This is a genomic window from Xanthomonas sp. NCPPB 3218 (genome assembly GCF_056725185.1).
On the sequence record NZ_CM161516.1, the window covers coordinates 2,845,189 to 2,870,304 of the forward strand.

The 25,116-nt window shown below is 67.0% G+C and carries 22 protein-coding genes and 1 tRNA gene; 11 read left to right on the forward strand and 12 right to left on the reverse strand.

Annotation, left to right across the window (positions count from 1 at the left end; genetic code table 11):
* Window positions 1-87 precede the first annotated feature (87 nt).
* The 6 genes from AC1PLS_RS11705 to AC1PLS_RS11730 all read left to right on the forward strand — a co-directional run bounded on the left by AC1PLS_RS11705 (window position 88) and on the right by AC1PLS_RS11730 (window position 6,259).
* Complete coding sequence (locus tag AC1PLS_RS11705) at window positions 88-2,025, forward strand: heme lyase CcmF/NrfE family subunit (protein WP_046342982.1); 1,938 nt, start codon at window positions 88-90, stop codon at window positions 2,023-2,025.
* Window positions 2,018-2,620: a DsbE family thiol:disulfide interchange protein gene (locus tag AC1PLS_RS11710; protein ID WP_024939984.1), complete on the forward strand. Its 603-nt coding sequence runs from the start codon at window positions 2,018-2,020 to the stop codon at window positions 2,618-2,620. Before AC1PLS_RS11705 ends, AC1PLS_RS11710 begins: the two co-directional genes overlap by 8 nt.
* Complete coding sequence (locus AC1PLS_RS11715; protein WP_039527010.1) at window positions 2,617-3,051, forward strand: cytochrome c-type biogenesis protein; 435 nt, start codon at window positions 2,617-2,619, stop codon at window positions 3,049-3,051. The genes AC1PLS_RS11710 and AC1PLS_RS11715 overlap by 4 nt, the downstream gene beginning before the upstream one ends.
* The gene (locus AC1PLS_RS11720) at window positions 3,051-4,064 is read left to right on the forward strand and encodes a tetratricopeptide repeat protein (protein WP_481103705.1); all 1,014 of its coding nucleotides are present in this window, start codon (window positions 3,051-3,053) and stop codon (window positions 4,062-4,064) included. Before AC1PLS_RS11715 ends, AC1PLS_RS11720 begins: the two co-directional genes overlap by 1 nt.
* A 576-nt stretch (window positions 4,065-4,640) precedes the next feature.
* Window positions 4,641-5,843: a homoserine O-acetyltransferase MetX gene (metX, locus tag AC1PLS_RS11725; protein WP_154832119.1), complete on the forward strand. Its 1,203-nt coding sequence runs from the start codon at window positions 4,641-4,643 to the stop codon at window positions 5,841-5,843.
* Window positions 5,837-6,259, forward strand: coding sequence for a DUF1294 domain-containing protein (locus tag AC1PLS_RS11730; protein ID WP_184431238.1), 423 nt, complete (start codon window positions 5,837-5,839; stop codon window positions 6,257-6,259). Before metX ends, AC1PLS_RS11730 begins: the two co-directional genes overlap by 7 nt.
* 57 nt (window positions 6,260-6,316) lie before the next feature.
* On the opposite strand, the gene cydC is transcribed toward AC1PLS_RS11730, so the two are convergent.
* Window positions 6,317-7,993: a thiol reductant ABC exporter subunit CydC gene (cydC, locus tag AC1PLS_RS11735; protein WP_481103706.1), complete on the reverse strand. Its 1,677-nt coding sequence runs from the start codon at window positions 7,991-7,993 to the stop codon at window positions 6,317-6,319.
* Window positions 7,990-9,735: a thiol reductant ABC exporter subunit CydD gene (gene cydD, locus AC1PLS_RS11740; protein ID WP_481103707.1), complete on the reverse strand. Its 1,746-nt coding sequence runs from the start codon at window positions 9,733-9,735 to the stop codon at window positions 7,990-7,992. Before cydD ends, cydC begins: the two co-directional genes overlap by 4 nt.
* A 148-nt stretch (window positions 9,736-9,883) precedes the next feature.
* Between cydD and AC1PLS_RS11745 the strand changes: the two genes are divergently transcribed.
* The 5 genes from AC1PLS_RS11745 to AC1PLS_RS11765 all read left to right on the forward strand — a co-directional run bounded on the left by AC1PLS_RS11745 (window position 9,884) and on the right by AC1PLS_RS11765 (window position 14,364).
* A complete protein-coding gene (locus AC1PLS_RS11745) occupies window positions 9,884-11,506 on the forward strand; it encodes a cytochrome ubiquinol oxidase subunit I (RefSeq protein ID WP_481103708.1) in 1,623 nt (540 codons plus the stop codon).
* A gap of 16 nt (window positions 11,507-11,522) precedes the next feature.
* Window positions 11,523-12,674, forward strand: coding sequence for a cytochrome d ubiquinol oxidase subunit II (cydB, locus tag AC1PLS_RS11750; protein ID WP_481103709.1), 1,152 nt, complete (start codon window positions 11,523-11,525; stop codon window positions 12,672-12,674).
* Between the two features lie 92 nt (window positions 12,675-12,766).
* Window positions 12,767-12,877: a cytochrome bd-I oxidase subunit CydX gene (cydX, locus tag AC1PLS_RS11755; protein WP_024939993.1), complete on the forward strand. Its 111-nt coding sequence runs from the start codon at window positions 12,767-12,769 to the stop codon at window positions 12,875-12,877.
* 60 nt (window positions 12,878-12,937) lie between these two features.
* A tRNA-Pro gene (locus tag AC1PLS_RS11760) sits at window positions 12,938-13,014 on the forward strand.
* Window positions 13,015-13,137: 123 nt separating this feature from the next.
* Entirely contained in the window at window positions 13,138-14,364 is a 1,227-nt protein-coding gene (locus AC1PLS_RS11765) for a CynX/NimT family MFS transporter (protein ID WP_481104495.1), read from the forward strand.
* Here AC1PLS_RS11765 and AC1PLS_RS11770 read toward each other — a convergent pair.
* The 10 genes from AC1PLS_RS11770 to AC1PLS_RS11815 all read right to left on the reverse strand — a co-directional run bounded on the left by AC1PLS_RS11770 (window position 14,345) and on the right by AC1PLS_RS11815 (window position 25,050).
* The gene (locus tag AC1PLS_RS11770; RefSeq protein ID WP_481103710.1) at window positions 14,345-16,258 is read right to left on the reverse strand and encodes a CocE/NonD family hydrolase; all 1,914 of its coding nucleotides are present in this window, start codon (window positions 16,256-16,258) and stop codon (window positions 14,345-14,347) included. The genes AC1PLS_RS11765 and AC1PLS_RS11770 overlap by 20 nt on opposite strands.
* A 127-nt stretch (window positions 16,259-16,385) precedes the next feature.
* Window positions 16,386-17,630: a glutamate-5-semialdehyde dehydrogenase gene (locus AC1PLS_RS11775; protein ID WP_481103711.1), complete on the reverse strand. Its 1,245-nt coding sequence runs from the start codon at window positions 17,628-17,630 to the stop codon at window positions 16,386-16,388.
* A 158-nt stretch (window positions 17,631-17,788) separates the two neighbouring features.
* Entirely contained in the window at window positions 17,789-18,943 is a 1,155-nt protein-coding gene (proB, locus tag AC1PLS_RS11780) for a glutamate 5-kinase (RefSeq protein WP_481103712.1), read from the reverse strand.
* Window positions 18,944-18,956: 13 nt separating this feature from the next.
* A complete protein-coding gene (locus AC1PLS_RS11785; RefSeq protein WP_102251902.1) occupies window positions 18,957-19,217 on the reverse strand; it encodes a YciI family protein in 261 nt (86 codons plus the stop codon).
* Complete coding sequence (locus AC1PLS_RS11790) at window positions 19,217-19,570, reverse strand: cupin domain-containing protein (protein ID WP_181109564.1); 354 nt, start codon at window positions 19,568-19,570, stop codon at window positions 19,217-19,219. The genes AC1PLS_RS11785 and AC1PLS_RS11790 overlap by 1 nt, the downstream gene beginning before the upstream one ends.
* Entirely contained in the window at window positions 19,570-20,865 is a 1,296-nt protein-coding gene (locus AC1PLS_RS11795; RefSeq protein ID WP_102581581.1) for an argininosuccinate lyase, read from the reverse strand. Before AC1PLS_RS11795 ends, AC1PLS_RS11790 begins: the two co-directional genes overlap by 1 nt.
* Window positions 20,866-20,992: 127 nt before the next feature.
* A complete protein-coding gene (argC, locus tag AC1PLS_RS11800) occupies window positions 20,993-21,943 on the reverse strand; it encodes an N-acetyl-gamma-glutamyl-phosphate reductase (protein WP_065047278.1) in 951 nt (316 codons plus the stop codon).
* Entirely contained in the window at window positions 21,940-22,551 is a 612-nt protein-coding gene (locus AC1PLS_RS11805; protein WP_481103713.1) for a GNAT family N-acetyltransferase, read from the reverse strand. The genes argC and AC1PLS_RS11805 overlap by 4 nt, the downstream gene beginning before the upstream one ends.
* Window positions 22,552-22,556: 5 nt before the next feature.
* Entirely contained in the window at window positions 22,557-23,900 is a 1,344-nt protein-coding gene (locus AC1PLS_RS11810) for an acetylglutamate kinase (RefSeq protein WP_024940003.1), read from the reverse strand.
* 49 nt (window positions 23,901-23,949) lie between these two features.
* Window positions 23,950-25,050, reverse strand: coding sequence for an acetylornithine deacetylase (locus tag AC1PLS_RS11815; protein ID WP_024940004.1), 1,101 nt, complete (start codon window positions 25,048-25,050; stop codon window positions 23,950-23,952).
* Between the last annotated feature and the right edge of the window lie 66 nt (window positions 25,051-25,116).

A 25,116-nucleotide genomic window follows, 5' to 3' on the forward strand; every position in this document is an offset into this window, starting at 1 on the left:
AGGCGCATGCAGACGCTGCCCGGATGTCGCCCCTGCATTGCGCCGGCAAGCGTCGCACCACTGCCTGCCCGCCAACGCGCCAACCCGATGCTGCCTGAGCTCGGCACCTTCCTGCTGATTCTGGCCTTGCTGGTGGCCCTGGTGCAGGCCGCGCTACCGCTGGCCGGTGCGCAGCGTGGGCGCAGCAGCTGGATGGCGGTCGCGCGGCCGGCCGCGTTGCTGCAGCTGGGCCTGATCGCAGCGGCCTTCGCGCTGCTGACGCATGCCTTCCTGGTGCAGGATTTTTCGGTGCGCTATGTCGCCGAGAATTCCAACAGCCTGCTGCCGGTGATGTATCGCTACTCGGCGGTATGGGGTGCGCACGAAGGCTCATTATTGCTGTGGACGCTGGTGCTGGCGCTGTGGACCGGGGCGGTGGCGCTGTGGTCGCGGCAGTTGCCCGCGCAGGTGGTGGCGCGCGTGCTGGGGGTAATGGCGCTGGTCAGCATCGGCTTCCTGGCGTTTTTGCTGTTCACCTCCAATCCGTTCGCGCGCTTGTTGCCGGTGCCGCTGGAAGGCGCCGACCTGAATCCGCTATTGCAGGACCCGGGGCTGATCATCCATCCGCCGATGCTGTATTGCGGCTATGTCGGTTTCGCGGTGCCGTTCGCCTTCGCCATCGCCGCGTTGCTGGAAGGCCGCATGGATGCGCGCTGGCTGCGCTGGACACGGCCATGGACCAATGTGGCCTGGGCCATGCTCACCGTCGGCATCGCACTTGGCAGCTGGTGGGCGTATTACGAGCTGGGCTGGGGCGGCTGGTGGTTCTGGGACCCGGTGGAAAACGCCAGTTTCATGCCGTGGCTGGTGGGCACCGCCTTGCTGCATTCGCAGGCGGTCACCGAAAAGCGCGGCAGCTTCGCCAGCTGGACCTTGCTGCTGGCGATCGCCGCCTTTTCGCTGTCGTTGCTGGGCACCTTCCTGGTGCGCTCGGGCGTGCTGACCAGCGTGCATGCGTTTGCGGCCGACCCGTCGCGCGGCCTGTTCATCCTGGTGTTCCTGCTGGCGGTGGTCGGTGGTTCGCTGCTGCTGTACGCACTGCGTGCGCCGCGCCTGTCGCTGGTCGATGACCCGCGCCGCGCGTTCGCCGGCAGCTCGCGCGAAACCTTGCTGCTGTTGAACAACCTGCTGCTCGCCTGCGCCTGCGCAATGGTGTTGCTGGGCACGCTGTATCCGCTGCTGGCCGACGCCTTGGGCCTGGGCAAGCTGTCGGTGGGGCCGCCCTACTTCGGCACCTTGTTCCTGGTGCTGATGGCGCCGTTGGTGGCGCTGTTGCCGTTCGGCCCGCTCACCCGCTGGCAGCGCGAGCAGGCCTCGCGTCCGCTGGCGATGCTCGCACCATGGGCAGGCCTGGCGGTTGCCGCAGGCGTGCTGGCCTGGTTCGCCGCGCCGCAGGGCCAGTGGAAGGCGGCACTCGGCGTGGCCGGCGCGGCCTGGGTACTGCTGGGCACGCTGCGTTTCCTGTGGACGCGGCGCGCGGCCAAGGGCCGCAAGCTCACTGCCGAAATGCTGGGCATGCTGCTGGCGCACCTGGGCGTGGCGGTGTTTTTGGCTGGTGCGTTGCTGGTGGAATCACTGAGCCTGCAGCGCGAGGTCGCACTGGCGCCCGGGCAGCAGATGCAGATCGGCCGCTACGCGCTGCACTTCGATAATGTCGAAGAACTGCGCGGGCCCAATTACGTCTCCGACCGTGCCAATCTGCAGGTGTTCAAGGACGATGCGCCGGTCGGCCTGCTGCATGCGGAAAAACGCCGCTACGCCAGCGGCGGGCAGACCTTGACCGAGGCGGCGATCCGTCCCGGCCCGTTCGGCGACCTGTATGTCGCGCTTGGCGAACCCCTGGGCAATCAGGCCTGGGCGGTCCGCGTCCACCTCAAACCGTTCGTCCGCTGGATCTGGCTGGGGGCGCTGCTGATGGCGCTTGGCGGCCTGGTCACCGCGGCCGACCGGCGTTTTCGTCGTTCTCCGGAGATCCAAGATGGTTGAGTCACGTTCACCCCGCCTGCCTACTGCGGTTCTGGTAGGTGCCATCGTGCTGCTGCTCGCACTGGCAGCGCTGCTGGTCTATGCGGTGGTGCGCTCCGGTCAGGACGATCGCGATGCTTTGCCTTCTGCGCTGATCGGCAAGCCGGCGCCGGAGTTCGCGCTGCCGCTGCTGCACGACCCCAGCATCGTGGTGCATGCGCGCGAACTGCGCGGCGCGCCGTACATCATCAACGTGTGGGGCAGCTGGTGCCCGGCCTGCCGCGAGGAGCACCCGGTGCTGAGCCGCTTTGCGCTGACCAAGCGCGTGCGCGTGATCGGCTACAACTGGAAGGACGAGCGCAACGATGCGCTACGCTGGCTCGAACAGCTGGGCAACCCCTACCTGCTGGTGGTCGCCGACAAAGACGGCCGTACCGCGATCGACTTCGGCATCGCTGCTGCACCGGAGACCTTTCTGGTCGACGGGCGCGGCGTGGTGCGCTGGAAGTACAGCGGCATGCTCACCCAATCCATCATCGACACGCAGCTGATTCCGGTGCTGAGCAAGATCGAGCGCTCGCCCAGTGCCGCACCGGACCTGCACGCCAAGCAATGATGCGCGCCTGGCTGCTGACGCTGCTGCTGTTGCCCTGGCTGGCCCTGGCCCAGCCGGTCGGCGACCCGGCGCCGCTACGCTACGCCTCGGCCGAAGAAGAGGCGCGCTTCCATGCGCTCACCGCCGAGTTGCGCTGCGTGCAGTGTCAGAACCAGTCGCTGGCCGATTCCAATGCGCAGATCGCCCAGGACCTGCGCCGCGAAGTACTGGCGCTGATGCACGAAGGCCGCAGCGATGCGCAGATCCGCCAGTTCCTGGTCGCGCGCTATGGCGAGTTCGTGCTGTACCGCCCGCGCGTGGAATCGCGCACCTGGCTGCTGTGGTTCGGCCCGCTGCTGGTGTTGTTGCTGGGCGCTGGCGCCATTGTGCTGCTGGTGCGCCGACGCAGCGTGGCTGCGCCTGCCCTGCCCGCCGATGAGCAGGAGTGGTGATGGTCGGCTTCGTCAGTGCGGTGGTGGTGCTGACCCTGCTCGTCTTCGGCGTGGCGCTGCGGCCGCTGTGGCGCGAGGCGCGCGGGCTGACCGCCAGCATCGCGGTGTTGCTGCTGACGGCGAGCGCAGCGCTGTACTGGCTGGTCGGCACGCCGAGCGCGATTCAGGCGCCGGCCGAGCGGCCGGCCACGCCACGCTCGCTGGATGAGGCCATCGTGCAACTGCGCGCCGCACTGGCGCGCAATCCCGATCAGGCCGAAGGCTGGGTATTGCTGGGGCGCTCGCTGTCCAGCCAACAGAAATTCGCCGAAGCGCGCGATGCGTTTGCGCGCGCGGTCGCGCTGCGTCCGGACGAGCCGGATGTGCTGGTGGCTGCCGCGCAGTCGCGCATGCTCGCCGACGACAGCGGGCGCCCGGATCCGCAGGCCATGCGCCTGCTGGAACATGCGCTGGCGGTGCAACCGGACCATCAACGCGCACGCTGGTTCCTGGGCGTGGTGCAGCGCCAGGCCGGTCAGCCGGCCAAGGCCAGCGAGACCTGGGAGCCGTTGCTGCGCGTGGTGGATGCCTCTACCCGCCCCGGCCTGCTGGAACAGATCAACGCCGCGCGCCAGGAAGCCAGGCTGGCGCCGATCCAGACGCCGGCTACGCCTGCCGCCGATGCAGCCAGCGGCAAACGCATCCAGGTACGCGTGACGCTGGATGCCGAGTTCGCCAAACGCGCCGGGTTGCCGGGCGACACCAGCGTCTTCGTGATTGCGCGCGCCGCCGACACGCCGATGCCGGTGGCGGTGGAAAAACACGCGCTGCGCGAGCTGCCGTTGACCATCACCCTGGACGACGGCGACAGCCCGATGCCGACGCGCCGGCTGTCGTCGCTGGACACCGTGCAGGTGCTGGCACGGCTATCGCGCAGCGGCAACGCAATGCGCCAGGCCGATGACGTCGAAAGCGTGCCGTTGATGGTGGAACTGCCCACTGCCGCGCCGGTGGAGCTGGTAATCGGTCGCTGATTGCCCGCCACGTGTCGACGCGACGCAATCAACGATGACGCCGCACCGGAGTGAGTCGGCCGCGGTGTTGAAAACCATGCACACTCAACATCTCCACTGGCCCTTGCCCGCCCATCGTCGCGGGACCTTACGCGGCATGGATGCCGCGTAAGAGCCTACATGGACGTACTTGCGGCGTGTCCCGCGAGGGTGGGCGGGCAAGGGCCCTGCAGCAAACTCGCAACGTCGAGGGCAAGGACACCGCACCAGACAGTGTGCTGATTGCTTTGCTAAAAACCACGCACACCGACCATCTCCACTGGTCCTTGCCCGCCCACCGTCGCGGGACCTTACGCGGCATGGATGCCGCGTAAGAGCCTACAAGGACGTACTTGCGGCGTGTCCTGCGACGGTGGGCGGGCAAGGGCCCTGCAGCAAACTCGCAACATCGAGGGCAAGGACCCTGCAACCAAACCGCAGATCCGCCGCTCTGCAGAGTGGCATCACACAGAGCAACGACTCAAACCGATTCCCGATTCCCGATTCCCCAATCCCATCCTGCCCCCCGGCACCTGCCATGGCAGATAGAATTGCCGCATGACCGAATTCATTCCCCCCGGCACGCTGTTCCACGCGCTGCCCTCGCCGTTTCCGATGAAGCGCGGTGGTGTGCTGCTGCAGGCGCGTGTCGCCTACGAAACCTGGGGCACGCTGGCAGCCGATCGCAGCAATGCGGTGTTGATCGTCACTGGTCTGTCGCCGAATGCGCATGCCGCGGCAAATCCGGCCAATCCCGAGCCGGGCTGGTGGGAAGCGATGCTCGGGCCTGGCAAGCCAATCGATACCGAACGTTGGTTCGTGGTCTGCGTCAATTCCCTGGGCAGTTGCAAGGGCTCGACCGGCCCGGCGTCGATCGACCCTGCCACCGGCACGCGGTATCGCCTGGGTTTCCCGGAACTGTCGATCGAAGATGTGGCCGATGCCGCAGCCGACGTGGTGCGCGCGTTGGGCATCGAGCAACTGGCCTGCCTGATCGGCAACTCGATGGGCGGCATGACCGCACTGGCGTTGTTGCTGCGCCACCCCGGCATCGCGCGCAGCCATATCAATATCTCCGGCAGTGCGCAGGCGCTGCCGTTCTCGATCGCGATCCGCTCTTTGCAGCGCGAAGCCATCCGCCTGGACCCGCACTGGAACGGCGGCCATTACGACGACACGCATTACCCGGAATCGGGCATGCGCATGGCGCGCAAGCTCGGCGTGATCACCTACCGCTCGGCACTGGAATGGGACGGCCGCTTCGGCCGCGTGCGGCTGGATTCCGAACAGGCCGCCGACGATCCGTTTGGCCTGGAATTCCAGGTCGAAAGTTATCTGGAAGGCCATGCGCGCCGCTTCGTGCGCTTCTTCGATCCCAACTGCTACCTGTATCTGAGCCGCTCGATGGATTGGTTCGATCTGGCCGAGTATGTCGACGACAGCATGGCCATCGACGCGCGTGTCGATGGCACGCAAGCCGACAACGCCGCGGTCGCCGCCAGGCCGGATACAGGCATCTCGACCGACGCCACGGTGCTGGCCGGACTGGCGCAGATCCGCATCGCGCGGGCGCTGGCGATCGGTGCCAACACCGACATCCTGTTCCCGGTGCAGCAACAGGAACAGATCGCCGAAGGCCTGCGCGCCGGCGGTGCCGAGGCACACTTCATCGGGCTGGATTCGCCACAAGGCCACGATGCCTTCCTGGTCGATTTTGCGCGCTTCGGGCCAGCGGTACGCAACTTCCTGGATGCTTGCTGATTTCCAGACCTGCGCAACGGCGTCGCGGCACGTCCCAGCAGCAGAGCCTGCCGCGCAAGACGCTCGCCCTGCTGTTCCTGATCGGCATGACTGCCATGGTGGTTGCAGGCCACCTGCCGGCGCTGCTGGCGCTGTGGTACGCGGCTACAAGCTTGCTGGCGATGCTGATCTACCGGCTCGACAAGAGCGCAGCCCAACGCGGCCGGCAACGCACACCGGAAGCCACCCTGCACCTCATCGCACTGCTCGGCGGCTGGCCGGGCGCGTTGCTGGCGCAGGCGCTGTTCCGGCATAAATCCAGCAAGGCAGCCTTCCAGCTGCGGTTCTGGATCACTGTCGTAGCGAACGTCGCCGCCTTGTACTGGGCATGCCGCCAACCTGCGCTGATGGCAGCACTCCACGCATTGCTGGGGTGAGCGGCGCCTGCGTGATACATGCGCGCAACCGGTCAGTGCGAACCGGCAACAGCATCCTCAGGCCAACGGCTCCAGCGCACCGGCCCGCAGGCGATAGCGTCGCTGTACCACGCCATCGGGCACGCTGTCGTGGGTGATCATCACCAGGCTGCGCTCGCCCAGCGCGGCAGCTAGATCCAGCAGCAAGGCGTGCGCGGTATCCACATCCAGGCCGTCGGTGGGTTCGTCCAGCAGCAGGATCGGCGCCTCGCGCAGCAAGGCGCGCGCCAGCGCCAGCCGGCGCGCCTGGCCGGCCGAGAGCGTGGCGCCGTTTTCGCCGACCCAGGTGTCCAGACCGTTTTGCGCGGTGGCCCAGGCGCGCAGACGCACCTGGTCCAGCGCGTTCCACATGGCCGCATCGCCTGCGCCGGCATCGCCGATGCGCAGGTTGTCGCGCACCGTGCCGGTAAACACCGGGGCATTCTGCGGCAGCCAGGCGATGCGTTGATGCCATTGCGCCTGCGCGAAGTGGCGCAGGTCGATATCGGCGTAGCTCACCTGCCCGGCCTGCGGGTCCCACAGCCGCAACAGCACTGCGGATAAGCTGCTCTTGCCGCTGCCGCTGTCGCCGCTGATGGCGATGCGCTCGCCAGGCGCCAGGCTCAGATCGAGCGCCTGCAGCAGCGGGCGTCCACTGCCCGGCCACGCAAAACTGACCTGTTGCAGGCGCAGCGTGCCGCTGCGTGGCGCATCCACTGGCTGCGACGGATCGACGACCGACGGCGCCTGATCGACGATGGACTGCAGGCGCCTGGCCGCAACGCGCGCGCTCTGCAGCGCCTGCAAGGCGAACCCGGCGCCGGCCCAGACCTCCAGCAATGCCATGGTCAGGAACACTAGCCCAGCCGCCATTTCCGCAGCAATCAATCCACGTTCTGCCGCGCTCAACCCAAGCCACAACATGCCGGCCAGACCGATACCGCCGCAGACCGCATGCAGCAGGTTGCCGCCGATCAGGCGACGGCGCTGCAGGCGATCGCCATCGACCACCGCCGCCGCCGTTGCATCGACCTGATGCAGCCAGGCACCTTGCGCATCCACCGCAGCGAGATCGGCAGCACCTTCCAGGCCCTCGAACGCCTGCGTGCGCAAGGCGGTGCGTTGCCGGGCGCGCAGCTGTTCGCGCTGCGCACCGCCGCGCGCCACCTGCCACGGCACCACACCGCCGATGACCACGCCCAGCACCACCAGCAACACGCCAGCCGGCGGATAGATCAGCGCCGCTGCCGCCACGCCGGCCACCCAGATGCCGAGCAATGCGCTCAACGGCGCCAGCGCGCGCACGCTCACGCCATCGACCTCGCCGATGTCGGACATCAGCCGCGCCAGCAGATCGCCGGTGCGCGTGGCCGACAGGCGGCCCGGCGCCAGCGGCAACGCGCGGCGGAAGAACCACACGCGCAGATCGCGGGCGATGCGCAGCGTGGCATCGTGGCCGATCAATTTTTCGCCATAACGCGAGACGATACGCGCGAAGGTCAGCGCGCGAATGCCGGCCGAGGGCGAAAAGAAATTGAAGCCGCTGCCCATGCCGGCGACACCGGCCAAAGCAGCGGCGGTCAGGAAACTGCCGGACAGGCCGAGCAAGCCCACGCCGGCCAGCATGGTGACCAGCACCAACAGCGCCGACAGCAGCAGGCGCCAGGCATGCCGGCGAAACACATCGCGCAGACGGTCGGGCTGTGTGTCGTTCATGGCAGCTCCGCTGTGACGGTGGCGCCGCGCAGGTCGATCACCGTGTCGGCCCAGCGCATCACCGCGGCGCTGTGCGTGGCCAGCACCACCGCGCGGCCGCGTGCGAACACACCCAGGGTGCGCAGCAACTCCGCTTCGGTGTCCGGATCGAGGAAGGCAGTGGGTTCGTCCAGCAGCAACAGGTCCGGCTCACGCAGCAACAGCCGCGCCAGGGCCACGCGCCGCGCTTCGCCACCGGACAAGCCGAAGCCGCGCTCGCCGATCTGCGTGTCCAGGCCCGCAGGCAGCTGCGCGGCAAAGCGCAGCACCTGTGCGGCGTCGGCCACCGCGTGCAGGCGCGCAGCGCCGGCCTGCGGATCGGCCAGGCGCAGGTTGTCGGCGATGCTGCCGTGAAACAGATACGGCCGCTGCGTGGCATAGCCGATGCGGGTCCCCGGCCGCAGCACCACGCTGCCGGCCTCCGGCGCCAGCCAGCCGGCCAGGCCCTCCAGCAAGGTGCTCTTGCCGCTGCCACTGGCACCGATCACCGCCACGCGCTGCCCGGGCTGCAAGGTCAGCGAAAAATGCGCGACCACCGTGTGCGGTGCGCCCGGCGGCCGTAGCGCAAGATTGCGCGCCTGCAGCAGCGGGGCGTGTGCCTGCGCCGGTTCCAGTGCGCGCAGGGGCGGCACTGTCACCGGTAGCGCTGCCGATGACGGCGCGAAACCTTCCAGCAGGCGCTCGGCTTCGGCCACCGCCGCCAGCGCATTGGCACGGTCGTGGTAATGCGCCGCCAGCCGCCGCAACGGCGCAAAGAATTCCGGCGCCAGCAGCAGGCAGAACATGCCCGCGCCCAGCGTCGGCAAGCCGTGCAGATCGAGCATGCCCAGATAGGTCAGGCCGAAGTACAGCGCGACGATCGCCACGCTCACCGAGGCGAAGAATTCCAGCACCGTGGACGACAGGAAGGCGATGCGCAGCACCTTGAGCGAACGCTCGCGCACGCCTTCGGCCGCGGCGGCAATGCCGCTCAACTCGGCCTCGCCGCGGCCATACACGCGCAGCAGGCCCAGGCCCTTGAGGCGATCGGCAAAGTGCCCGCCCATGCGTGCCAGTTCGCTCAGCTGGTCGCGCCCGGCGGCTTCGGCGCCCCAGCCCACCAGCATCATGAAGAACGGAATCAGCGGTGCGGTCAGCAGCAACACCAGGCCCACCACCCAGTCGACCGAAAACACCGCGACCAGGATCAGCGGCGGCACCAGCAGCATCTCGGTGCGTGCGAGCTGGTAGCCGACGAAGTAGCCCTCCAGCGCATCGGTATGCGCCAGGCTCAATTCGCCCAGTTCGCCGCTGCGCTGCCGGCGCAGCCACACCGGCCCATGCTGCACCAGGCGGCGCGCGATGCGGGCACGCAGTTCGCGCCTGGCCACATCGGCCACCTCGCCGGTCAGCGACTGCGCCCAGGCATTGAGCAGCGCGCGCCCTACCAGCGCACAGACCAGCCCCGCCCCCACGTCGCGCAATTGCGCCAGCGCCAGATGCTGCACCAGCACCGCCTGCAGCAACCACGCGATCGCCGCCGCCTGCGCCAGCAGCAGTACCCCAGACACCGCCACCGCCACGCCGGCCAGACGCCGCGCACGCGTGGCCGGGGCCGCCAGTGCATCCAGCCATTGGCCGCGTTGACGGCGCTGGGCTGGCGTTTCGCTGGCTCGCACGCTGGGCTGGCTCACATCGCTCTCAAGGAAGACATCGTGTTGCAAGCGATTGTAAGTCGCCACTTCCCGCTACGGGCTGCGCATTGTGCCGCACCCGCCCGCCTCGGCATTGATCTGGATCAACGCGCGTGTCGCGGCAAGCGCAGATGATCGGCTGCATTCCTTCATCGACACCCAACCAGGCCCACCCGCCATGATCGACTCGACAGTTGTTGAACTGTCGCGGCTGCAGTTCGCAGTCACCGCGATGTACCACTTCATCTTTCCGCCGCTGACCATGGGCCTGTCGTTCCTGCTCGGCATCATGGAAAGCGTCTATGTGATGACCGGCAAGGACATCTGGCGGCGCATGACCATGTTCTGGGGCGTGCTGTTCGGCATCAACTTCGCCATGGGCGTGGGCACCGGCATCGTGATGGAATTCGAGTTCGGCATGAACTGGTCGTACTACAGCCATTACGTCGGCGACATCTTCGGTGCGCCGCTGGCGATCGAAGGCCTGATGGCGTTCTTTCTGGAAGCGACCTTCCTGGGCCTGTTCTTTCTCGGCTGGAACCGGCTGAGCAAGGTGCAGCACCTGGCCACCACCTGGCTGGTGGCGCTGGGCAGCAACTTCTCGGCACTGTGGATCCTGATCGCCAACGGCTGGATGCAGAACCCGACCGGCGCGGTGTTCAACCCGGACACCATGCGCATGGAAGTGGTCGATTTCATGGCGGTGCTGTTCAACCCGGTGGCACAGGCCAAGTTCGTGCACACCGTCAGCGCCGGCTACGTGCTCGGCGCGGTGTTCGTGATGGCGATCAGCGCGTTCTATCTGCTGCGCGGCACCCATGTGGAGATGGCGCGGCGCTCGTTCGCGGTGGCTGCCGCGTTCGGCCTGTTGTCCTCGCTGTCGGTGGTGGTGCTCGGCGACGAGAGCGGCTATGCCGCCAACGAACACCAGAAGATGAAGCTGGCGGCGATCGAGGCGATGTGGGAAACCGAAGCCGCGCCGGCCGACTTCACCGCATTCGGCATTCCCAACCAGCAGACCCATCGCAACGACTACGCGGTCAAGATCCCGTACCTGATGGGCTTGATCGCCACACGTTCGCTGGACCAGCCGATCCCCGGCATCCTGGAACTGGTCGGCCGTGCCGAGCATCGCATCCGCGGCGGCCAGATCGCCTACGGCGCGCTGCAACGCATCCGCGCCAACAAGGACGATGCCGAAGCACGCAAGGTCTTCGAGGCGCATTGGCAGGATCTGGGCCACGGCCTGCTGCTCAAGCGCTATCGCGACGATATCGGCAATGCCACGCCGCAGCAGATCGCCCAGGCCGCGATGGACACCGTGCCGCGGGTGCTGCCGCTGTTCTGGACCTTCCGCATCATGGCCGCCATCGGCATCTACCTGATCGCCTTCTTCGCCATCGCGTTCTGGTTCGCCTGCAAGCACAACTTCCAGGAAAAACGCTGGTTCCTGACCCTGGCGCTGTGGAGCCTGCCGCTGCCGTGGATCGCGATCGAGTGCGGTTGGTTCGTGGCCGAGTACGGCCGCCAGCCGTGGGCGGTGGAAGGCGTGCTGCCGACTTTCTATGCCGCCTCGGGACTGGATCTGTACGAAATCGTGTTGACCCTGGTCGGCTTCACCGCGCTGTACACCACGCTGTTGGTGATCGCGATCAAGCTGTCGCTGAAGACCATCCGCAAGGGCCCGGATGCGCTGTTCCCACCGAGCCAACGCACCCCGTCGCCACACAACAGCTCGCCCCACGCGTCCTCACCCGACGCCCCATTGAGCACCGGCGCGCTGGCCGGCGGCGCACCGTAAGCCAGGAGAGACAACCATGGATTTCATCTTGCTCGACTACACCACATTGCGCGTGATCTGGTGGCTGTTGCTCGGCGTATTGCTGTCCGGCTACGCGGTGATGGGCGGCTTCGATCTGGGCGTCAGCACCCTGCTGCCGCTGGTTGCCCGCAACGATGCCGAACGCCGGCTGGTGATCAACACCATCGGCCCGGTCTGGGAAGGCAGCCAGGTCTGGTTGATCCTGGGCGGCGGCGCGATCTTCGCCGCATTCCCGCCGTTGTATGCGGTGAGTTTTTCCGGGTTCTATCTGGCGATGTTCCTGATCCTGTTCGCACTGATCCTGCGCCCGGTCGGGTTCAAGTTCCGCGGCAAGCTGGCCGACCAGCGCTGGCGCAGCAACTGGGACTGGGCGTTGTTCGTCGGCGGCTGCATTCCGGCGCTGATCATGGGCGTGGCGGTCGGCAATGTGCTGCTCGGCGTGCCGTTCCACTTCGACGACAGCATGCGCATTTTCTACACCGGCAATCTGTTCGGGCTGCTGACGCCGTTCGCGCTGCTCGCCGGCCTGCTCAGCGTGGCGATGTTGATGGCGCACGGCGCGGCGATGCTGGTACTCAAGACCGACGGACCGGTGGCCGAGCGTGCGGCGCGTTTCGGCAGCATCGCCGCGCTCTGCGCGGTGGCGCTGTTTGCCGCCGCCGGTGCATGGGTGGCGCTGGGTCTGCCGGGCTATGCAGTGACCTCGCTCCTGGCCACCGATGCGCCGACCAATCCGCTCGGCAAGACCGCCGCACTCACCGCGGCCGGCGGCTGGCTGCACAACTACAGCAGCATGCCGGCCACATTGATGGCACCGCTGATCGGCCTGGTCGGGCTGGCAATGAATGCGCTGCTGTTGCGTGTGCGTCGCGGCGGCCTGGCGTTCATCGCCTCGGGTTACGCCATCGTCGGCATCGTCTTTACCGTCGGCTTTGCGTTGTTCCCGTTCCTGTTGCCCTCGTCCACCGCACCGAGCGCAAGCCTGACGCTGTGGGATGCCTCCAGCAGCCGCCTGACGCTGTGGATCATGCTGCTGGCGACCACGCTGTTCATGCCGATCGTGCTGGCCTACACAAGCTGGGTCTATCGCGTGCTCAAGGGCAAGGTCACTGCCGACGAACTCTCGGCCAATCCAAACGCCTACTGAGCATGCCCGCTGCGCGTTGCAATGCACAGCTGCATCGCGCTCGCAGCAGGCCTCAACCTCGCACCTGCTTCAACGACTCAAGGAGAACGACAATGTGGTACTTCGCCTGGATCCTCGGCACCGGTCTGGCCGCACTGGCGGCCGTGCTCAACGGCATGTGGTTCGAAGCACGCGAGCCGGAGCGTGGCCAACCGCATCAGTAAAATTATTTTCGCTAGATACTTGCCGATTCCGCATTCCCTATGTAACATACGCGGCTCCTTCGGGGTGTAGCTCAGTCTGGTAGAGCGCTACGTTCGGGACGTAGAGGTCGCAGGTTCGAATCCTGTCTCCCCGACCAGTTTCAAAACACAAAACCGGCCTCGTGCCGGTTTTGTGTTTTCAGGCGCTGGCGCATGCATGCGCGCAGTGCGGATGGTCTGTCATGTCTGTTGTCATTGCCGCTGCCTCCCCGTCCGCCCGGTTGCGTGGTCGTGGCCTGGTGCTGGCTGCCATTTTGTTGTCCGCCTTCAACTTGCGTACTGCGGTGACGTCGCTGACGCCGCTGCTGGAACGCATTGCCGACGAGTACGCATTCGGCGCGCCCACCATGGGTGCGCTCGGCATGTTGCCGACGGCTGCATTCGCACTGACCGGTGTGGCCACGCCGGCCTTGCTGCGCCGCTTCGGCCTGCTGCGCACCGCGCTGCTGTCGATGGCATTGGCCACTGTCGGCCTGGTGTTGCGCCCGCTGCTGCCGGGCACTGCCGGACTGCTGATCGGTTCGCTGGTGGCACTCGCCGGCATGGGCATGGGCAACGTGGTGTTGCCGCCACTGGTGAAGCGCTATTTCGGCGATCGCGTCGGCGGCGTCAGCACGCTCTACATCACCGTGCTGCAGGTCGGCACCCTGCTGCCGGCACTGCTGGCGGTACCGGTGGCCGATGCGCTGGGCTGGCGCAGCTCGATGGTGGTGTGGGTGTTGCCGGCACTGCTGGCATTGGCGGCCTGGGCCATGGTGCACACCAGCCACCGCCGCATCCGCGCGACCGGGCCGGCACCGGTCACGCCCACGCCCGAGGCCGAGGGCCGCGTAGCACGCACCGCCCTGGGCTGGAGCATGGCGGTGACCTTCGGCATGACCTCGCTGGTCACCTATTCGATGTTCACCTGGTTGCCGACGCTGCTGCGCGAAGCCGGCGCCTCGCCCGCGTTCGGCGGCACCATGGTGGCGCTGTTCGCGGCACTGGGCATGGTCGGCGCCTTGACCATGCCGGCGCTGGCTGTGCGCATGCGCAACCCGTTTCCGATCGTGCTGCTGTGCGCGGCCTGCCACCTGGTCGCGTTTGCCGGGCTGTGGTGGGCGCCGCTGGCTGCGCCGATCCTGTGGGTGACCCTGCTCGGCCTGGGGCCGAGCACGTTCCCGCTGGCATTGGTGCTGGTCAATCAACGCAGCCGCACCGCAGCCGGTTCGGCGGCCCTGTCCGGGTTCTCGCAGGGCATGGGCTATGCGGTGAGCTGCCTGGGGCCGTTCCTGTTCGGCTGGCTGCATGCGCACCACGGCGGCTGGACCTCGCCGTTCGTCTTCCTGGTGATCTGCATCCTGGTGCAGCTGGCGGCCGCCTGGGTGGCCTGCCGTCCGCAGTTGCTGGAAGACGTCTGGGCGCCGTCGCCACGCGGCGCCCGCGCGGTCAACGTACCGGCAGACTGATATAGCTGGGCTGCTCGGGGCTCACATAGACGCGCTGGGTGGCCTTTCGATAATCGCCGGGCTTGGCGAAGAAGATGTTGTCCACGTAGGTCTGCGGATTGCGGTCGTACAGCGGAAACAGGCTGGACTGCACCTGCACCATCACCCGGTGGCCCGGCTGGAAGGTGTGGTTGGCGGTCGGCAGGCCGAACTGGAACGCCAGCGGCTGATTGGACGCCAGCGGCTTGGGCGTGCTGAAACTCTCGCGATAGCGGCCGCGGAAGATCGCCAGCGACACCGGCAGCTCGTAGCCGCCCATCTTGGGACTGGACGCCATCTCGTCCGGATACACGTCGATCAGTTTCACCACCCAGTCGCTGTCGCTGCCGCTGGTGGAGGCCTGCAGATGCACTTCCGGTGCACCGGCGATCTGCAGGGGTTCGGTCAGCGGCTCGGTGACGAAGGTCAGCACGTCCGGGCGGCCGTCGACGAAGCGCTGGTCCTGCACCAGCCAGGTGGTCCACATGCTGCGATCACCGAAGTCCACCGGGCGCGGCACGAACGGTACCGGCTTGGCCGGGTCGGCCACGTACTCCTCGAAACCCGGCTGGCCTGCCGCCGGCCGCTGGAACGACAGCTTGCCGCCGGCCTGCAGGTACAGCGGTTTGCTGCTCGACGCACAGCCCTTGGCGCAGCTGCGCGGCCAGGCCTGCAGACGGTCCCAATGATTCTCTCCGGTGTTGTAGATGAACACCGGTGGCGTGCTCGCCTTGGGCGCGCCATCGACCAGGTATTGATCGAAGAACGGGCGCAGCACGTCGTGGCGGAACTGGCGCGCGGTATCACCGTCGAAATTCAATGCGCCCAGCGCGCTGCCGTCGTAGTTGACCTGGCTGTGCCGCCACGGCCCCATCACCAGGTAGTTGAGCGTATTGCTGCGGTCGCGTGGCTCCATCGCAGCGTAGCTATGGATGGCACCCCACATGTCCTCCTGGTCCCACAGCCCCTGCAACCACATGGTCGGCACCTTGAGCGGGGTGCGCGCCATCACCTTGTCCAGCGCCTGCTCCTGCCAGAACGTATCGTAGGCGGCGTGTTCGGTGAGCTTGTGCCACCACGGCAGCTGTTCCAGGCCGGCGGCCCTGGCGAAATCGCCGGCCGAGCCGGCGCGCAGCAGGTTGCTGTAGTCGTCATGGCCCTGGCGCGCGATGCCGCTGCCCTTGCCGCGCTGGGTGAGCTGGCCGGTGAAATAGTCGAAGTTGACCTGGCGGAACGCGCCGTAGTTGAACCAGTCGTCGCCCATCCAGCCGTCGATCATCGGGCTTTCCGGCACCGCGACCTTGAGCGCCGGGTGCGGGTTGGTCAACGCCATCACCACGGTGAAGCCTTCGTAGGACGAGCCGATCATGCCGACCTTGCCGTTGGATTCCTTGACGTTTTTCACCAGCCAGTCGATGGTGTCCCAGGCATCGGTGGCATGGTCGACCTCGCTGGGATTGAGCGCACCACGCAGCGGCCGGGTCATCACGTAATCGCCTTCGGAGCCGTACTTGCCGCGCACGTCCTGGATCACGCGGATATAGCCGCCTTCCACGAACACGTCGTCGCCCTGTGCGAGCAGGTCCTTCATATGCGGTGAGGCCATGCGCTCGGTGCGGCCGCTGGCGTTGTACGGCGTGCGCGTCAGCACCATCGGCGCATTGCGCGCGCCCTTGGGCAGCACGATCACCGTATGCAGCTTGACCCCGTCGCGCATCGGAATCATCACCTCGCGCTTGATGTAGTCGTTGGCGGCATCACCTGCCACGAACGGCTTGCCGGTGATGTCCGGCGTCATCGGCGAGGTTTGCGCCAGCGCGCTGCCGGTGGTGGCGGCAATGGCGGTGGCGAGCAGGCAGGCGGCAAAACGGCGCATCGACGACTCCGGAACGTGCGGGGGCAGTCGTCGACTGTAGGCAGAGCGCGGCCTGCCGGGGGAGTGTCAAAGGTCGTGGTTGCCGGGTAGGTCGTGATTGCCGGGTGGCTGGCCTGCGTATCGCCGATCAGTGCCGTACCTGGCCCTGGCCCCGCACCACGAAGCGCTCCACGGTCAGCGCCTCCAGGCCCATCGGGCCGTAGGAATGCAGGCGCGTGGTGGAGATGCCGATCTCCGCGCCCAGGCCAAGCTCGCCGCCATCGGAGAAACGCGAGGAGGCGTTGACCATCACCACCGCCGAGCGCAGCGACTGCACGAAGTTCTCCGCGTTGGCGGCGTCCTGGGTGGCGATCACCTCGGTGTGGTCCGAGCCGTACTGGCGGATATGCGCCAGCGCGGTGCCCAGATCCGGCACCACGCGGATCGCCAGGATCAGGTCGAGGAATTCGGCGGCGTAGTCGTCGTCGCTGGCAGCTGCGATGTCGGGCAACAGTGCGCGCGTGGCCGCATCGCCACGCAGCTCCACCTTGCGCTCGCGCAGGGCCTGCGCGGCCAGCGGCAGAAAGCGCGCAGCGATATCGGCATGCACCAGCAAGGTCTCCAGCGCATTGCAGGCCGACGGCCGGCTGGCCTTGCCATCGACCAATAGACGCACCGCCAGATCCACGTCCGCCGATGCATCCACGAACAGATGGCACACGCCCTTGTAATGCTTGATCACCGGCACGCGCGCATGCTCGGCCACGAAGCGGATCAGCCCTTCGCCACCACGCGGAATCGCCAGATCGACAATGTCGCTGAGCTGCAGCAGCTCCAGCATGGTCTCGCGGCGCAGATCCTCGACCAGGGTCAGCGCCGCTTCCGGCACGCCGGCCTCGCGCAAGGCGCGCTGCAGGGCGCGCGCGATCGCGGTGTTGGAGTGGATTGCTTCCGAGCCGCCACGCAGGATCACGCCATTGCCGGCCTTGATGCACAGTGCTGCCGCATCGGCGGTCACATTCGGGCGCGCTTCGTAGATCATCGCGATCACCCCCAGCGGCACCCGCACCTTCTGCACGACGATGCCATTGGGGCGAACATCCTCGCGCGTGACCTGCCCGACCGGATCGGGCAGTTGCGCCACCTCGCGCAGCGCGGCTGCGATGCCGTCCAGGCGCTTTGTGTCCAGCGCCAGACGATCGAGCATCGCAGCACCAACCCCCTTCTCACGCGCCGCCTCCAGATCGCGCGCATTCGCCGCCAGGATCACCGCCGCATCCTGTTCCAGCGCGGCCGCCATCGCCTCCAGCAAGGCCTGCTTGGCAGACGCGGACAGTTGCGACAGCACTTGCGCGGCATCACGGCATTGCAGGGCTAGGGTTTTGATGGTCATTGGAGGGCCGGGATTGGGGAGTCGGGATTGGGGATTGGCAAAAGCGGCAATACCGTTTTATCACCACAGGGAATCAGTCGTCGGGACACGGAGGCAACGTTGGGCAGACGCGGTGCATACGCGTTTGCAAATCTCCAATCCCGACTCCCCAATCCCCGCTACAAAAGCACCAAATCATCGCGATGCACCACATTCTCGCCGTAGCTGTAACCGAGCACGGGCTCGATCTCACGCGAGTGGCGGCGGGCGATGCGGCGGATATCCACCGCCGAATACTGGCTGACGCCGCGTGCCAGGCAGCGCTCGCCGGCGTCGTCACGCAGGTGGATCTCCACCATGTCGCCACGCCGGAAGTCGCCCTGCGCACCGGCCACGCCACCCGGCAGCAGCGAGGCGCCCTTGTCGGTCAGTGCGGCGGCGGCACCGGCATCGATCAGGATCGCGCCCGCTTCCACCGGCGCATGCCGCAGCCAGTACTTGCGGGCGGCAATGCGCGTGCGTGCGGCGTGGATACGCGTGCCGTGCAGGCGATCCTGCGCCAGGGCACGCACCACATCGCCATTGCGGCCGTTGAACAGATAGGTTTCGATGCCGGCCGCGCCGGCCTTTGCGGCGGCTTCCAGCTTGGTGCGCATGCCGCCGGTGCCCACGCTGCTGCCGCTGCCGCCGGCCATCGCCAGCACCTCGGCGGTAAGTTCGGCCACCTCGTCGAGCGGCCGCGCCAGCGGATTGCTGCGCGGGTCGGCGCTGTACAACCCGTCGATATCGGTGGCGATGAACAAGGCATCGGCATCGACCAGGGCGGCGACGATCGCGGCCAGGTTGTCGTTGTCGCCCAGCTTGAGCTCGTCCACCGACACGGTGTCGTTTTCGTTGATCACCGGCAACGCGCCCAGCCGCAACAACTCGCCCAGGGTGGCGCGTGCGTTGAGATAGCGGCGGCGGTTACGCAGGTCGTCGTGGGTGAGCAACACCTGCGCCACCGGGCGCTCGAAGAAGCGCTGCCAGAGCGCGATCAACTGCGCCTGCCCCAGCGCAGCCAGCGCCTGGCGCGCGGCGATCGGCGCACCGGCCTCGGCAGCCTTCGGCAGGATCGCGCGGCCGGCGGCCACCGCACCCGACGACACGATCACCAGCTCGCGCCCGGCCATCAGGTTGGCCGAGACGAACTGCGCCAGCCCCAGCGCAAAGCGCGGCGACAGGCCACCGCCATCGGCGGCGAGCAGGCTGCTGCCGACCTTGAGCACCGCGCGTCGCCACGGCGGCAGCGCCTGCTCGGTAAATGACGCAGCGGCGGCGATGGGCGTGCTCATGGCGACAACCTGCTCAGTGCGTGTTCCACTCATGGACGGTCAGCGTGGAGGCATCGCGCAGCGCCAATGGGTCGCGCGCGACGATCTGCTGTGCGTCTTCCAGGCTGGCGACGTTGATCAACACGTACGCGCCGCCGCTGCCATCGCTGAAGCCGCCGGTCAGTTCCAGCTGCCCGGCCGCCCGCAGCGTCTCGAGAAATGCACGGTGCGGCTGCACCACATCGGCCGGAAAATCCGGCTTGCGCATCGCCAGCACCAGATAGCGTGTCGCCATCAGCCTGCCTCCTTGTCGGGTGTCGCCTCGCTACGGCCGAACGGCGTGGAAATCACCAGAAAGCGCGCTTCCATCTCGGACAGGTTGTGCATCTGATGGGTGGAACCGGGTGGCACATGCAGGCCCTGCCCGACCCCGAGCACATGCTGCTCGCCATCCAGCTGCAGCATCACCTCGCCGGCCAGCACATAGAAAAAATGCCGCGCGCGGCTGTGCCGGTGACGCAGCTCGGCCGCGCCGGGCGGCATGTGCTCTTCGAGCACGCTCAGGTTGGGGTCGCGCAACAGGTGCCAGCCGTCGCTGGCTTCGCCCCAGGGGTAGTGCTCGGCGGTGTCGGTGCTGATCGCGGCCATCAGACCAGCGCCTGCCAGCGGGCACGCAGGACGTCCAGCTGCAGGTCTGCGGCGGCGCCTGGCGAGACGCGGGCGGCCAGGCTGCCTTCCGGCGTGCGCCCCTGCCCTGCGGTGTCGGCCGATTCCGCGGCCGCCTTGTAGGCCTCGCGGAACGGCACGCCGGCAACCGCCGCTTCCACCGCCACGTCGGTGGCGTACATGCCCGAATCGATCGCCGCACGCAGCTTGTCCGGGCGCCATTCCAGATTGGCCAGCAGGGCCGGCAGCAGTTCCAGTGCCGCCAGGCCACGCCCGAAGCCGTGCACGATGGCGCCCTTGCTGCTCTGCAGGTCGCGGTGATAGCCCGATGGCAGCGACAGCAGCTGTTCGATCTCGGTCCGCGCCGCGGCCACGCTGGCGTGGGTGGCGCGCATCAGTTCGATCACATCGGGGTTGCGCTTGTTCGGCATGATCGAGCTGCCGGTGGTGTATTGCGCCGGCAACGCGACGAAGGCGAACTCGCCGCTGGTGAACAACGACAGATCCCAGGCGATCCGGCGCAGGTCCAGCGTTGCGCTGCCAAGCGCCTCGAGCGCGGCCAGTTCGTACTTGCCACGCGAGAGCTGCGCATAGATCGGCGACACCTGCAGGCGTGCAAAGCCCAGCTCGGCAGTGGTATGCGTACGGTCCAGCGGCAGGTTGACGCCATAACCGGCGGCGGTGCCGAGCGGATTGCTGTCCACCAGGCGCAAGGTATCGGCCGCACGCACCGCGTCGTCGATAAAGGCCTCGGCCCAGCCCGCCCACCACATGCCGGCCGAGGACACCACCGCACGCTGGATATGCGTATAGCCCGGCACCGGCAACGCGGCTTCTGCCTGCGCGCGGTCCAGCGCCACCTTGGCGATCTCCGCGCCAAGCTCGGCCACGCGTTGCAGCTTGTCCTTCAACCACAGGCGAGTGGCGACCAGGATCTGGTCGTTACGGCTGCGCCCGGTGTGGATCTTGCGGCCGGCATCGCCCAGCCGTTCGGTCAGGCGCGCCTCGATCGCCGAATGGCAATCCTCGTAGCGCTCGTCCAGCACGAACGCGCCACTGCGGAAATCGGCCGCCAGCAGGTCGAGCTGCTCGCTCAGTCCGCCCAGCTCCTGCAGCGACAGGATGCCGATGTGCTGCAGTCCCTGCGCATGCGCCTTGCTGGCAGCGATGTCGTACAGGAAGAACTCGCGGTCCAGGATGACGTCGTCGCCGGCCAGGAAGCTCTGGATCTTGGCGTCCACCGCCACGCCGGGTTTTTGCCACAACAGATTGGTCATCGGAAAGCGTCTCGAAATAAATTGTCAGCTTAAATCCCCGCACACGGAGGTGCGGGCTGTTGCGAGGGACTCGCATCTTTGAATCCCCGCACAAGGATGTGTGGGCTCTTGCGAGGGACTCGCATCATCAGCCAATCGCAGTCAATTCGTCCCAGCCCAACGCCAGGTTGAGATTCTGCATCGCCTGCGTCGCCGCGCCCTTGAGCAGGTTGTCCAGCGTTGCCACCACCACCACGCGCTTGTTGCCTGGCGCCAGCGTCACGCCGCCGATCTGCACGCCATGCCTGCCGGCGATGCGGCTGACCCACGGCGCTTCATCGACGATCTCGATCAACGGCTCGTCGGCGTAACGCTGCGTGTAGCGCGCCTGGACCTGCTCGCGCGTCAGCGCTTGCTGCAGCCACAGGTTGACGGTCATGGTGATGCCACGGAAATGTGGCGCCACATGCGGCATGAACTCTACCGGCACGCCGAGCTGCGCAGAGACTTCGCGCTCGTGCATGTGGTTGGTCAGCGCATACGGCATCAGGTTATCGGCCAGCAACTCGGGGTTGTTCTTGTCCGACGGCGTGGTGCCCGCGCCGGAATACCCGGACACGCCGAAACACTGCGGCGGGCCGGCCAGTTGGTCGAGCAAGGGCGCGATCGTCAGCTGCATCGCGGTGGCATAGCAGCCCGGATTGCTGATGCGTCGCTGCCCGGCGTAGCTGCCGCGCGTCAGCTCCGGCAGCCCGTAATACCAGGCCGGATCGAAGCGGTAATCGGCCGACAGATCGATCAGCAGCGTCTGCGGCCTGGCCGAGTCGATCGCCGCGACGAAGGGCTCGGCCTTGCCGTTGGGCAATGCCAGGATCACCACGTCGGCGGCCTTGGCGGCCACCGCATCGGCATCCAGGCTCTCGTAGCGCAGCTCGCCGCGATACGCCGCGTTGTGCTCGGCCACCGGTTGCCCGGCCAGCTCGCGCGAGGACACGAACAGCAGCTGCAGATGCGGGTGTGCCGCCACCAGCTTGATCAATTCCGATCCGGTATGCCCGCGGGCCCCGACGATGCCGATGGTCGTTGTTTGAACAGTCATGCGTTTGCTTCCAGGCGGAACTGCAGGTGGCGTTTGACCCCGGCCCATTCCGTATCGATGATGGAGAACACCACGGTGTCGCGCGGCGTGCCGTCAGGGTGACGGGTGTAATTGCGCAGCACGCCGTCCTGCTTTGCACCGAGCCGCGCAATCGCCGCGCGCGAGGTGTGATTGAACCAACTGGTCTCGAACACCACGCTCAGACAGCCCAGCGTCTCGAAGGCGTGCTGCAGCAGCATCCGCTTGGTGTCGGTATTGACGCCGCTGCGCTGCACGCGCGGCGCGTACCAGGTGTAGCCGATCGACAGCTTGGGCACTGTCGCATCCAGCCCGTAATAGCGTGTGCAGCCGACGATCTCGCCGGCCGCATCGCATACCACGTAAGGCAGTACCCGCCCGTCGGCTTGCGCATCCAGGGCCGCGCCCACGTAGTCGTCCACCTGCGCCGGTGCCGGCACGCCGGTGTACCACAGCCGCGACAAGGCCCCATCGCCCAACGCAGCGCGCAGACCATCGGCATGCGCAGCCCGCAATGGTTCCAGTGTTGCGTGTTGCCCGCGTAGCGTGGGCAGCTCGCGCCAAAGCGCTGGCAATGCGACGGGCGCCATCGTACTCAGCCCAGCAGCGTCGGCTGACGCGTCGCGCAATGCGCCACGCAGTGCTGGATCTGCTCGAAGTTCTCCAGCCCGTACCAGAACACCTTCCACTTCTCCTGCTTGATGCAGCCGTCGGACTCGGCGTAGTAGAAGATGTTGACCTGGTTGTTGTGACGCGAGCGCCAGAACAGTTGCGGGGTTTCCTCGCGCATCACGTTCCACACTGCACGGCCCAGGCCTTCGCCCTGGGCGTCGTCGAGCACGGCGAACTTGTCCAGGTAGATCAGCGCGCTTGCACCCAGCATGCCTTCGTCGGTGAGGATCACCGCGGCGCGGTAGTTCTCGCTGACATAGGCGCGCAGCAACCTGGTGTTGCTGAAGTAATCGGGCACCAGCGTGCGGCCGAAACTGGATTCGATCAGCGTCCTGAGCCGCGGCAGGTCCAGTTCGTCCCAGGAGGTCGCACGCAGCACGCGCTCGCCGCGTCGCACCAGCGTGCCCGAGCCCTTGTGGGTGAACAGTTCCTTGGCCAGATCCGCCGGCCGGGTGATCGACACCGACGACTCCAGCGGCAGGCGATCGAGCAGATCCTTGATCTGTTCGATCTTCACCCGCATGCCACCGTTGATCCACGGCTGCTGCATCAGATGGTCGAACTCGGTGGACAGGTTGATCGAGTCGATCACCTTGCCATCGGCATCCAGCAGACCGCCGGTGCCGGTGAGGAAGATGATCTTGTACGGCTGCAGCTCCTGCACCAGTTCGTTGGCGGCAAAATCCGCGTTGACGTTGAGGATCTGCCCGCTCGGCGTCTCGCCCAGGCTGGTGATCACCGGAATCGAGCCGGCCTGCAGGCTGGCTTCGATCGGCGCCAGGTTGACCGCCTTGACTTCACCGACCAGGCCGTAGGTGTCGCGGTCCAGATACTGCGCTTCGAACACGCCGCCGGTGATCGAGGTCGCACGCGCGCCGTTCTGCTGCAGCGCCTCGACCAGCTTGAGGTTGGAGGCCTGGAACACCTTGCGCACGATCGCCAGCGCTTCCGGCGAGGTCACCCGCAGGCCGTTGACGGTGCGCTTCTCGATACCGGCCGCCGACAGTTCGGCATCCAGCTGCGGGCCGGCGCCATGCAGCACGATCGGGGTCAGCCCCACTTCCTGCAGGAACGACAGCGACGAGGTCAGCGCGTCCAGGTCGTCGCGCAGCACCGCGCCGCCCACCTTGACCACCGCAAAGCGTTTGGCATCCAGCTGCGAGAAACGCTTGAGGTACTGGCTGATTTCCTTGGCGCTGGCCATGCTCGAAAGCAGGCGCACGATGGTCTGGCGGGTCTGTTTGTGGGGCTGTGCGGAGAGGGACATTGCCGTGATCGAAGAGAGGAATGGCCGCGCCTGGGCGCGGAACGCGGCTTCAGTTTGAGCCGTTGATGATGCGATGTACCGACTCGGCGTAACGCTGCAGCTGCGCAAGCGTCACGAACTCGTCGGCGGTGTGCGCCTGGGCGATATCGCCGGGGCCATAGACCAGGGCGGTGTAACCGCCGGCCGAAAACAGCGAGGCCTCGGTCCAGAAATCCACTGCATTGCCGATCGGCAGGTCCAGCGCATCGGCCACATCGCGTGCGGCCAGGCGGCGTTCTTCAGCCCGCGCGATATCGCCGGACGGCAGGCTGGGGCCGCGGAAGGTTTCTTCGAAATGCGCCGCGTGTGGATCGGCAAATCCGGCAAACGTCGCCAGCAAACCGTCCACGTCCATCGACGGCAGCGGACGAAAGCCGAAACGCAGCTCGGCCGCCGGCGCGATCATGTTGGCCTTGATGCCGCCCTCGACCCGACCGATGTTGAAGCGCAGGCCGGTCAGGCCGCCGAAACGCGCATGCGCCAGCGACTCGACATGGTCCAGCGCCCTGCCGCCCCACCGCATCGCCTGATGCAACGCACTGGCGGAAGGATCCTGCTTGCCCGAGGCATGCCCGGCACGCCCGGCAAACCGCATCAGCACCGAGCTGATGCCGCGATGCGCCAGCACCGCCTCGCTCATGGTCGGCTCGGCGACCAGCACCGCCTCATACGGCACACCGCGCGCCAGGAACGCAGCGATGCAGCGCGGGTCGTTGGCTTCCTCGTCGGAGGAAAACAGGAAGGCCGCATCGCCCTGCCCGGCATTGGCCGCTGCCACCAGCGCCGCTGCCGCACCCTTGATGTCGCAGACGCCCAGGCCGATCACGCGATCGTCGGTACGCCGCATCACGTGCGGATCGGCGCTCCAGTGCGGCGAATCCGGCACCGTGTCCAGATGCACGTTGAACAGGTAGCTGGGCGTGCCGCGCACCGCATACAGGCTGACCGCACCGGCACCGTGGTCGATCACCTCGACCTGGAAACCGGGCAGCTGCGCGCGCAGATAATCGAAGATGCCGCCCTCGGCAGCGATCGCCCGCGGCGGATTGCGGGTGTCGAAGGACACCAGCTGTTCCAGGTGTTCGAGAGTGGAGGCAAGTAGATCGGTCATGTCGGCTTGATCAATGGTCCGAAGTGGCGGCTAACAAAAGTCACAACTGCACCGTGGTGCGAGGTT